Source organism: Variovorax sp. 01T439_2, from assembly GCF_056398445.1.
In genome coordinates this window covers 1-8,991 of record NZ_JBFTPJ010000125.1, presented here as the reverse complement: position 1 = coordinate 8,991, position 8,991 = coordinate 1, and the positions used below count along the sequence as shown (strand labels likewise).

Sequence of the window (8,991 nt, the reverse complement as noted above, 5' to 3'; positions counted from 1 at the left end):
ACCCCGTGGTGCTGCTGATGGACGAGCCCACGCGCGGCGTGGACGTGGGCGCCAAGTCGGAGATCCACCACATCCTGCGCGAGCTCGCGAACCAGGGCGTGGGCGTGATCGTGATCTCTTCGGAGCTGCCCGAGATCATCGGCCTGTGCGACCGGGCGCTGGTGATCCGCGACGGCCGGCTGGCCGGCGAACTGAATTCCAACGACATGACGGAGGAAGCCCTGTTGCGGCTCGCCTCCGGACTCTGCGAACAGGAGGAGATGGCATGAACTACCCGGCACAACTCGATGCGGGCCTGGCACCGCGCCCATCGGGAGACGGCCCCGTGAAGCCCGCCAGCAAGCTCACCAGCATGCGCGAGATGGGCCTGCTGCTGATCATTGCGGTGCTGTGCGTGGCGATGAGCTTCGCATCGCCCTACTTCCTCACCTGGGACAACGTGCGCGCCATGCTGCTGTCCTTCTCGATCGAAGGCATCGTGGTGGTGGGCATGACCATTTTGCTGATTGTCGGCGGCATCGACCTGTCGGTGGGATCGGTGGTCTGCTTCGCGATGGTGGTCACGGGCAAGCTGTTCCTGATGGGCGTGGACCCATGGATCGCGAGCCTGGTGGCCATCGGTGCGAGCGGGCTCGTCGGCGCGATGATCGGCGGCTGCGTCACGCGCATCGGGTTGAACCACTTCATCGCCTCGCTGGCCTTCATGGTGATCGTGCGCGGGCTGTGCCTGGCGCTCACGCAGGGCACGCCGCAGTCGCTGTTCTCGCTGCCGGCGGAGTTCAAGTTCATCGGGCAGGGCACGCTGTTCGGCGTTCCGGCCGTGATCCTGATCTTCGTGGCGATCGTGGTGGTGAGCGACTTCGTGCTGCGCCGCTCGACCTTGCTGCGGCGCGTGTTCTACACCGGCAGCAACGAGAAGGCCGCGCTGTACTCGGGCATCCGCGTGGGGCGCGTGAAGTTCTGGGTCACGGTGCTGTGCTCCGCATCGGCGGGCCTGGCCGGCGTGATCTACACGGCGCGCTTCGGCGCGGCCACGCCCACCTTCGGCGTGGGCATGGAGCTCAACGTGATTGCCGCCGCGGTGATCGGCGGCGCGAGCCTCAAGGGCGGCTCCGGCACGGTGCTGGGCGCGGTGCTGGGCCTCGCGCTGCTGTCGGTGGTGACCAGCTCGCTGATCCTGCTCGACGTGTCGCCCTATTGGCAGGACGTGATCAAGGGCCTCATCTTGCTCGCGGCCGTGACCATCGACCACCTCCTGAACACGAGAAAGACGACGCGATGAAGATGAAGACGACGACGCTGGGCCCCTCGGGCATCGAATGCTCGGCCATTGGCCTGGGCACCTGGGCGATGGGCGGATGGATGTGGGGCGGCGGCGACAACGCGGCGGCCGAGGCGGCGATCCGGGCTTCGCTGGATGCGGGCGTGAACCTGATCGACACCGCGCCGGCCTACGGCCTGGGGCGCTCCGAAAGCATCGTGGGCACTGCCCTCAAGGGGCGCCGCCACGAGGCCGTGATCGCCACCAAGTGCGGGCTGGTGTGGCACACGCAGAAGGGCACGCACTTCTTCGAGGAAGACGGACATCCCGTACACCGCTATCTCGGCCGCGAGTCGATCTTCCATGAATGCGAAGAGAGCCTGAAGCGCTTGCAGACCGACTACATCGATCTCTACATCACGCACTGGCAGGACAGCACCACGCCCGTGGCCGAGACCATGGACGCGCTGCTCGCGCTCAAGAAAGAGGGAAAGATCCGCGCCATCGGCGTGAGCAACGTGAGCCCCGAGACGCTCGCCGAATACCTGCGCCACGGTCCGGTCGATGCGGCGCAGGAGCGCTACAGCCTGATCGACCGCGAGATCGAGCAGACGCTCGCGCCCCTTTGCAGCGAGCACGACGTGGCGGTGCTCGGCTATTCGTCGCTGGCGCTCGGCCTGCTCGCGGGGCCCATCGATCCGGCACGCGAGTTCAAGGGCGACGACCAGCGTGCGAGCAATCCGCGCTTCAGCTCGGCCAACCGAGCAACGCTCAAGGCCTTCTTCGAGGAACTCGAACCCGTGCGCGCAAAGCTCGGCTGCTCCTTTGGCCAGATGATGATCGCGTGGACCGTCGCGCGCGGCACCGTGGCTGTCGCGCTGTGCGGCGCACGCGTGCGCCAGCAGGCCATCGAGAACGCCGGCGCCGGTGCGGTCGCGCTGGGCGACGACGCGCTGCGGCTGATCGATGCCGCGGCCAGCCGCCACCTGGGCGCGCTCGCCTGAGCTTCGCTTCTTTTTTCCCGATCCCCTACAAGGAGTTCTTTCCCATGTCGAAAGACAAGACAGCGCGGCTCAACCGCTTGCTCACCAACGGCCGCTGCCTGGACATTGCCCTGGACCACGGCGTGTGCAACGAGCCCTCCTTCCTCGACGGCCTGGAAGACATGCCGCAGGTCATGGAGAAGCTCCTGGCCGCCGGGCCCGATGCGATCCAGCTCAACTACGGCCAGTCCGACCTGCTGCAGGACCGCCCGGGCCGTGACAAGCCCGCGCTGGTGATGCGCATCGACATGGGCAACCCCTACAACGCCACGCTGCACCGCGTGATGTGGGCCCAGCTGCAGAACGAGCATGACCCGGTGCTGCCGGCCGTGCAGCGCGATGCGGCCTGCGTGGTGGTCAACCTTTTCATGCTGCCCAACGAGCCCGACCTGTTCCGCCAATGCGTGCAGAACATCGCGCGCGTGCGCGCCGACTGCGACCGCTACGGCATGCCGCTGATGATCGAGCCGCTGGTGATGCAGTCGCCCACGCCCGGCAGCCGCTACCAGGTCGACGGCGACGCCGAAAAGATCGTCACGCTGGTGCGCCTTGCGCGCGAGATGGGCGCCGACATCGTCAAGGCCGACCCGACCAGCGACCCGAAGGACTTCCACCGCGTGGTGCAGGCCGCGCGCTGCCCCGTGCTCGTGCGCGGCGGCGGGCGCGAAGACCTGCAGCAGGTGTTCGCGCGCTCTCGCGTGCTGCTGGACCAGGGCGCCGTCGGCATGGTGTACGGGCGCAACGTCTACCAGCACGCCAACCCCTCGGCCGTGGTGAGTGCGCTGATGGCCATGATCCACCGCGGCGCGAGCGCCGAGGCGGCCTGGGCCCTCTACGAATCGGGCGGCGCGAAGTAAGGCAAAACAAGAAATCAGCACGGCAGGCGATGCACCCGTCGCCAGCCGGGGTGCGTCCTGCGCGCGCACTGGAGAGGGATCGAGCAATGGGTTGCCCTGCGACTTTCCAACAACCTGGAGGCGACGATGAAGATCCGGTATTTCCTGATGGCGTTCCTGGCCCCGCTCGTCACATTGCTGACGCATGCGGCCATCACCGGGGTCAGCCCGATGACCACCCTCGGCAACATGGCCACAGCGGTTTCCGAGGCCGTTGCCGACCCGCTCCCGCTGCAGGGGCCGGGCCTGGGCAACCTCAGCTACACATCGGCGGAACTGTTCAAGCCGGTGTCGATGATCACGAGCCTTGCGCACCCGCTCGACCCGGCGCACAGCAGTGCCTACGAGTCGCGCGAGGTGCCCGCCACGTACCCGGGCCGCAAGGACTACGGCATGAACGCGGGCATCATGGTCAACGGCTACTTCCTCACCTCCTTCGCGCCGGACAGCGGCCTGGGCCCGGGCGGCTTCCTGCTGTACGACGTGTCGAACCCGCGCCAGATCCGGCTGGTCAAGAAGATCTACGAACCCGATGACGCGACAGGTGGCCGCACCAAGGAGTTCCGCGAAACGCACTCCTTCGGCACCGCGAAGATCGGCGGCAAGACGTACGTGGTGCTGCCCAGCATCAACGGCGTGGAGTTCTGGGACTTCACCGACGTCAACGACATCAAACAGGTGAAGAAGCTGGCGCTGCCCGGCGTCAACGCGGGCGACTACGAGAACGTCGCCTGGCAGCTCTGGTGGCAGGCGCCCTACCTGTACGTGGCCTCGGCGGGCCGCGGCATCTTCATCGTCGATGCTGCGGACCCCGCGAACGCCGTGGTGGCGAACCGCGGCGCCGGCAAGCCCAACCCGGTGCCCACGGGCGAACTCGGCAACTTCCGGATCGGTCCGATCTTCACCATGGGCAACCACATGGTGCTGACCGCGATGGAAAGCAATGGCGGCTTCGCGAGCCTCGACATCTCCGACCCGCTCAACCCCAAGGTGCTCGATTCCATCGTGGGCACCACGCCGTTCTACTACGCCACCTGCTTCGACGGCAGGAACCTGCACGTCTCGACGCGCGGCAGCGGCGCGAAGATGTACAGCTACGACCTCTCCGACCGCTCGCGCTTCGTGGCCGAGGACAACCGGCTGGTCATCGACGAACAGCTGTACTGCGCCACGCAGGACAACTACGTGATCCAGGGCGCGCAAACGCGCATCCACAAGGTCGACGTGAGCAATCCGCTCAATCACGTGGAGGTGGGCCGCGGCAGCATCCTGCGCGAGGACGACCCGAACTACTCGCATTCGGACAACGGCCAGGTCGCGATGTTCGGCAACCTGGTCTTCGTGGGCAACGACCACGGCTCGGGCAGCGGCTTCGTCGTGCATGCGGTGGACCCGGACACCACCCGGCCCGAGGTGAAGCAGGTCTCGCCGGCCAACGGCGCGAAGCAGCAGGCCCTGAGCTCGCGCATCGGCCTGGGCATGACGGACAACATCCGCCCCGAGAGCGTGAACGCCAACACCTTCATCGTGCGGCCGGTGGGCGGCAACACGCTCGCGGGCACCTACAGCGTGCAGCTGGGCATCATCAATTTCCATCCGGAGCAGCCGCTGCAACCGGGCACCAGCTATGAAGTGTTCCTGCCTGCCAACGGCGTGAAGGACTATGCGGGCAATGCCATCGGCGCCGACTTCAAGTCGACCTTCAACACCGGCAACGCGACCGACATCAACCTGCAGCACTACTGGACGCTGGCCGGCAACCTGTCCGACCCGATCGGCAGCAACAACGGCACGCCGGCGTCGGGCGATACCTTTGAAAGCATCGGCATGAGCTTCGCGAACCGCACCGCCGGCGTGCCGCTGAAGAACGACAGCGTCGCCACCGTGCTCGGCGGCACCGCGTCGCTGAGCTTCTACATGAAGACCACGCAGGCCGGCAGCGCGAACCCATGGACCGCGCCGGGCATCTTCGGGCGCGACCAGGCCAGCGGAGCGGACGACGTGTTCTGGGGCTGGATCGACGGCAGCGGCTTCATGAACCTCTCGGTCGCGAACAAGGCCACCAACAACCCCGGCACCCGCTCGCAGGCGGCGGTGAACGACGGCAACTGGCACCACGTGGTGATGACGCGCGACGCGGCCTCGGGCGCGCAGGCCATGTACGTGGACGGCGTGAAGACCAGCTCCACGGGCCTCACCGGCACCAAGGGGCTCGCGAACAAGTTCCAGGTCATGGGCCAGATCCAGGGCAACGCCGACCTGTTCAAGGGCACGCTGGCGGAAGTGCGCGTGTACAGCCGCGTGCTCACCGACGGCGAGGTGGCCACGTTGCGCGGGCAGGCGATCATCGGCGACCCCGGCATCGGCGGCGGTCCGAAGATCGTCAACGGCCAGCTGGTGTTCGACCCGGCCACGCTCGGCAGCAGCGGCGCGCAGTTCCGCTGGAACTTCGGCGACGGCACGCAGACGGCCTACTCCACCCAGCCGCGCTACACCTACACCTACACACGGCCGGGGCACTACACCGTGACGCTGACGGTGCGCGACGCAAGCGGCCGCGAGACTTTCTACACCTACAACCTCACGGTGATCGTGCCGGTCACGGCGCGGGCGCCCACGCACACGACCAACATCGCAGGCGATGCGAATTCGGTCTACTCGCTCAACCCCGACAGCGGCACGGTCGCCGCCATCGACGCGCAGACTCTGGCCAAGCGCTGGGAAGTGCGCGTGGGCGACGAGCCGAAGACGCTGGCCGTGGGACCGGATGGGCGCATCTGGGTCGCGGTGCAGGGCGAGGACAAGCTGGTGGCGCTCAGCGCGGCCGACGGCAGCCTCTCGGCCACCGTGCCGCTGGCCTACGGCAGCGGCCCCTACGGCGTGGCCTTCACGCCCGACGGCGCGAAGGGCTTGCTGACGCTGGAGAGCAAGTCGGTGCTGATGAGCTTCGACCCAAGCAACGGCGCCACCACCGGCGCCGTCGCCCTCGAAGGCAGCCTGCGCGGCATTGCCGTGAGCTCCGATGCGCAGGTGGCCTACGTCACCCGCTTCAAGTCGAAGCTGACGGGCGGCCAGCTGCACAAGGTGAACCTGCAGAGCATGAGCGCAATGCCCACCATCGCGCTGCCGGTGGACACCACCACGGTGGACACCGAGAGCCGCGCGCGCGGCGTGGCCAACTACCTGAGCCAGGTGGTGATCTCGCCCGACGGCCGGCGCGCGGTGCTGCCTTCGAAGAAGGACAACATCGTGCGCGGCCGCTTCCGCGACGGCGTGGACCTGACGCACGACCAGAGCGTGCGCTCCATCCTCTCGCAGGTCGACCTGCAGGCGGCGGCGGAAGTGTTCGGCGAACAGATCGACTTCGACGACCGCGCCCCGGCGCGCGCGGCGCTGTTCTCTCCGCCCGGCGACTACCTCTTCGTGGCGCAGATGGAAGGCAACCGCGTCGCCATCGTCGACCCGTACAGCCGGGCCGTGCGCGGCGAGATCAACGCGAGCAGCGCGCCGCACGGCCTGTACCTGGATGCGGCGCGCAAGCGGCTGTTCGTCAACAACTTCCTTGCGCGCTTGGTGTCGGTGCATGACGTGTCGCTGGTGCTGTCGTCGGAATCGGCTGCGGCGACCTTCCTGCAGAACGTGGCGACGGTCGCGCAGGAGCCGATGGCGGCCGCGGCGCTGCGCGGCAAGCAGGTGTTCTACAACGCCTCCGACCGGCGCATGAGCAAGGACAACTACATCTCCTGCGCGAGCTGCCATGCGGACGGCGGCGACGACGGCATGGTGTGGGACTTCACGCAGCGCGGCGAGGGCTTGCGCCGCACCATCAACCTGCAGGGCCGGCGCGGCGCGGGCCACGGCAAGATGCACTGGACCGCCAATTTCGACGAGGTGCAGGACTTCGAGAACGACATCCGCAACGAGTTCGGCGGCACCGGCTTTTTGACGAATGCGGATTTCGCGGCCACGGCCGACCCGCTGGGCGCGCCCAAGGCCGGCAAGAGTGCGCAACTCGACGACCTTGCGGCCTACCTGAGTTCGCTGAACAAGTACATGCGCAGCCCGGCGCGTGCGGCGGACGGCAGCCTGAGTGTGGAGGCGGCGCGCGGCCAGACGGTGTTCAACACCGCGCAGTGCGCCACCTGCCACACCGGCGGTACTTTCCGCGACGGCCTGCGGCACGACGTGGGCACGATCCAGCTCTCGTCGGGCAAGGGCCACAACCAGCCGCTCGCGGGGCTGGGCTTCGACACGCCGACGCTCTCGGGCACCTGGAACACGACGGCCTTCTTCCACAACGGGCAGGCCGCGACGCTGCAGGACGTGCTGAACAGCGGCCACGGCAATGCCTCGAGCCTGCCGCCAACGGACGTGGTGGCGCTGCGCGAGTACGTGCGCTCGCTGGACACGGCCCCGGCGGTGGTGACGCGGCTGCGCTCGGACCTCAATCCGACGATGTGCGTGAACATCAAGGGCGGGGCGACGGCGAGCGGCACGGTGGCGGTGCAGTGGCCCTGCGGCACGGCGAGCCACGAGAAGTTCACGGTGACGTCGGTCACGGGCGGCTATGTGCAACTGGTGGCTGAGCACAGTGGCCTGTGCCTGGCGCAGAACGGCACCGCGACGACGAACGCGCCAGTGGTGCAGCTGGCATGCACGGCGGGCAACGCGGCGCAGTGGAGCCTGGCCGGCGGCACGCTGCGCAACCGCGCCTCGGGCTCGTGCCTCGACGTGCCCAACGGCTCGACGACGCAGGACACGGCGCTGATCACGTGGACCTGCAATGGGGGGAACAACCAGAACTGGACGCAGCTGCCTTAGGGCTTGCTTTTGTTTCGGGGCGCTCTTGTTCAGGGCGCTGCTGTTCAGGCGCTGTTGTTTGTTCAGGGCGCTCTTGTTCAGGGCGCGTGCCCAGGCCACCGGGTACTCCCCTCCGCGAATGTCCCCCGGGGCTACGCCCCTCCTCCTTGATTTCGCTGCGGGGAGCACCCGATGCCCTGCGCACCGGGCACGCTGTCGGTTCGCGGCTGATCAACGAGTGCTCTGAACACGCTCCCGCCGATGGGGTGCCCTGCGCAGCGAAATTAAGGAGGAGGCCGCAGGCCGGGGGACATTCGCGGAGCAGGGCACCCCGTCGGCGGGAGCGCGCCCACCACCCACAAACAGCGATCGTCGTTTTCGCCTCAAGCATGACCTCCCACGTCATCGACCGTACGCACCCGCTCTGGGAAAGTACCTCCATCGATCAACCACTGGAGAAAACACCATGACCGGCTTCAACATCCTTCCCCTCGCAGTCGCCCTGCTCATCGGCGTGGCAGCGCTCGGCTCCTGCCTGGGCATCGGGCTGGTCGGGCAGAAGTTCCTCGAGAGCACGGCGCGGCAGCCCGAACTGGTCGACACGCTGCAGACCAAGTTCTTCCTGGTGGCGGGCGTGACCGACGGCGCATTCATCATCGCCACCGGCATCGGCCTGTGGTTTGCAACGGCCAATCCCTTCGGCTGAAGCCGGCGAAAAGGCCCACCGAAGCGGGCCCCGCGCACCAGGAAGCGGCACGAACCATTGGCACCATTCGTGCTAGTACCGTTGACAGCGAATTGTTTATGGTTAAAGTATTTAGCTATCAACGGTTCGACGTCTTCGGTGCTGCATGGCGCGGCGCCGGGGCGCCGTTTCACCCTTCCTCTGCCGGAGAATCCATGAGCCACCCGTCCCCGAAGTCGCCCGCGCTGCCGCGCACCCTGCTTTCGCTGCTGCTCTGCGGCGCGGCCCTTGGTGGCGCGGCATCGG

At 67.5% G+C, this 8,991-nt stretch carries 5 protein-coding genes and 1 pseudogene; all 6 read left to right on the top strand.

Features of this window, described 5'->3' with window-relative positions; translation table 11 throughout:
- Positions 1-269, top strand: a pseudogene (locus tag AC1DOC_RS08550) (D-xylose ABC transporter ATP-binding protein); the annotation flags it as partial.
- A complete protein-coding gene (locus AC1DOC_RS08545) occupies positions 266-1,282 on the top strand; it encodes an ABC transporter permease (RefSeq protein ID WP_018903949.1) in 1,017 nt (338 codons plus the stop codon). The pseudogene AC1DOC_RS08550 and the gene AC1DOC_RS08545, both read left to right, overlap by 4 nt.
- The gene (locus AC1DOC_RS08540; protein WP_478080629.1) at positions 1,279-2,265 is read left to right on the top strand and encodes an aldo/keto reductase; all 987 of its coding nucleotides are present in this window, start codon (positions 1,279-1,281) and stop codon (positions 2,263-2,265) included. The genes AC1DOC_RS08545 and AC1DOC_RS08540 overlap by 4 nt, the downstream gene beginning before the upstream one ends.
- 44 nt (positions 2,266-2,309) lie before the next feature.
- A complete protein-coding gene (locus AC1DOC_RS08535; RefSeq protein ID WP_478080628.1) occupies positions 2,310-3,161 on the top strand; it encodes a class I fructose-bisphosphate aldolase in 852 nt (283 codons plus the stop codon).
- Between the two features lie 126 nt (positions 3,162-3,287).
- Complete coding sequence (locus AC1DOC_RS08530) at positions 3,288-8,021, top strand: RICIN domain-containing protein (RefSeq protein ID WP_478080627.1); 4,734 nt, start codon at positions 3,288-3,290, stop codon at positions 8,019-8,021.
- A gap of 445 nt (positions 8,022-8,466) precedes the next feature.
- Positions 8,467-8,706, top strand: coding sequence for a F0F1 ATP synthase subunit C (gene atpE / locus AC1DOC_RS08525; RefSeq protein ID WP_012745530.1), 240 nt, complete (start codon positions 8,467-8,469; stop codon positions 8,704-8,706).
- Positions 8,707-8,991: the final 285 nt, after the last annotated feature.